At 52.0% G+C, this 2,629-nt stretch carries 1 protein-coding gene; it reads left to right on the top strand.

Translation table 11 applies throughout. The annotated features are described in order from the left end of the window. Positions 1 to 457: 457 nt before the first annotated feature. Positions 458 to 2,629: anaerobic ribonucleoside-triphosphate reductase (gene nrdD / locus B2Y11_RS02355; RefSeq protein ID WP_291055689.1), on the top strand; the 2,172-nt coding region annotated here is incomplete at its 3' end.

A 2,629-nucleotide genomic window follows, 5' to 3' on the forward strand; every position in this document is an offset into this window, starting at 1 on the left:
AACTGCCTGTAAGGCGAAGCCGATCACAGGCAGAACCCTTGGCGCCCAGGGCCGTAAGGCCCGGCGGCGCCATCAACCCTCGCCCGCGAAAGCGGGCGTCAACCTTCGGGAATACTGGAAAGCACCGCCCAGGTCCCCACTCCCCATCCCTTATACATAGCTATAGAAAAATTCCATAAGTTCCCCTCCCGGAATTTGATTTCTTTAAAATCTCCCCTTTTCTATGAATATCAGCATTTTTCGAATTATCCTGCCGGCGAACGGAAAATTAGAATGGCGGAAGGACGGATTCTGTCTATTCCCTTTTCCTGCCACTTGGTGTATGATTATCTGCGGTACAACATCTTGTGCCTTTATTTCTATTTTTGAACTATATTTAGTATAATGCATGATTTTATCGAAAACCGCTATAATCGCAGAGAATCATATGCAAGAAGTACACAGGGGAGTGTTTGTCATGGAAAACAGGGATCATATGGACGTCATTCATGTAAAGACGAATGTCATCAAGAGAAACGGGCAGGAAGTGTCTTTTGATATTTCCAAAATTGTAAACGCCATCGGCAAGGCGAACAGGGAAGTGGAATCCATCCACCAGATGAATGAATTCCAGATCCGCGCCGTGGCAGACAATATTGCCAAGAAGATTGCTTCCTATCCCCATGCGGTGAATGTGGAGGACATTCAGGACATGGTGGAAACGGGCATTATGGAAATGAGGGGCTATGAAGTGGCCCAGAAATATGTGCGCTACCGCTACAAGAGAGAGATTTCCCGCAAGAGCAATACCACCGACGACGGCATCCTCTCCTTAATCGACCTGTCCAACGAGGAAGTAAAGCAGGAAAACTCCAACAAGAACCCTGTCATCAATTCCACCCAGCGTGACTACATGGCCGGCGAAGTATCCAAGGATCTCACCAAGAGACTGCTGCTGCCGGAAGAAATCGTGAGGGCCCATGAAGAAGGCATCATCCATTTCCACGACGCCGACTATTTCGCCCAGAGGGAACACAACTGCGACCTCATCAATCTGGAAGACATGCTGCAGAACGGCACCGTCATCAGCCAGACCATGATCGAGAAGCCCCATTCCTTCTTCACCGCCTGCAACGTCACCACCCAGATCGTGGCCCAGGTGGCATCGAACCAGTACGGCGGACAGTCCTTCACCCTGGCCCACCTGGCTCCCTTCGTGGACATCAGCCGTAAGAGAATCACGAAAGAAGTGATAGCAGAAAGAGAAGAAACCGGCGAATTCATGGACAAAGCCATTATTGAAAAAATCGTGGAACGCCGCCTGAAGGAAGAAATCAAATCGGGCATCCAGACCATCCAGTACCAGCTCATCACCCTCATGACCTGCAACGGACAGGCCCCCTTCGTCACCATGTTCATGTACCTGGACGAAGTGCCGGATGGACAGACCCGGAAAGATCTGGCCATGATTATCGAAGAAGTGCTCCGCCAGAGAATGCAGGGTGTGAAGAACGAAAAGGGCGTATGGATTACCCCTGCCTTCCCGAAGCTCATTTACGTGCTGGATGAAGACAATATCCATGACGACTCCCCCTACTACTACCTCACCAAACTGGCTGCCGAATGCACTGCCAAGAGAATGGTACCGGACTACATTTCCGCCAAAATCATGAAGAGCCTGAAGAACGGCGACGTATACCCCTGCATGGGCTGCCGCAGCTTCCTCACTCCTGACACCGAAGGCCTTGGACCCCATGGCGAACACAAATACTACGGCCGTTTCAACCAGGGCGTAGTCACCATCAACCTGGTGGACGTGGCCTGCTCCTCCGACGGAGACATGGACCGCTTCTGGAAGATTCTGGAAGACCGGCTGGAACTCTGCCACCGGGCCCTCCGCTGCCGCCACGAACGGCTTCTGGGCACCGTGTCCGACGTGGCCCCCATTCTCTGGCAGTACGGCGCCCTGGCAAGACTGAAGAAAGGCGAAACCATCGACAAACTCCTTTTCAACAACTACAGCACCATTTCCTTGGGCTATGCAGGCCTCTATGAAATGTGCGTCCGCATGCTGGGCGTATCCCACACCACCGACGAAGGCAGAAAGTTTGCCCTGGCCGTCATGCAGAAACTGAACGACAAATGCACGGAATGGAGAAAAGCGGAAAATATTTCCTACTCCGTCTACGGCACCCCCATGGAATCCACCACCTACAAATTTGCGAAATGTTTGCAGAAGCGGTTCGGCATCATCCCCGGCGTCACCGACAAGAACTACATTACCAACAGCTACCATGTCCATGTGGCTGAAAAGATCGACGCCTTCCATAAGCTGAAATTTGAATCGGACTTCCAGAAACTCTCCCCCGGCGGCGCTATCTCCTACATCGAAGTGCCGAATATGCAGACCAATATTCCCGCCGTCCTCACGGTGATGAAGTATATTTATGAAAACATCATGTACGCCGAACTGAACACCAAGAGCGACTACTGCATGGTCTGCGGCTACGACGGAGAAATCAAAATCGTGGAAGACGAAAACGGCAAACTGGTATGGGAATGCCCCAACTGCGGCAACCGGGACCAGCACAAGATGAGCGTGGCCCGGAGAACCTGCGGCTACATCGGCACCCAGTTCTGGAACCAGGGC

The organism is Dialister sp. UBA1703 (genome assembly GCA_002320515.1).
Taxonomy (GTDB): Bacteria; Bacillota; Negativicutes; order Veillonellales; family Dialisteraceae; genus Dialister.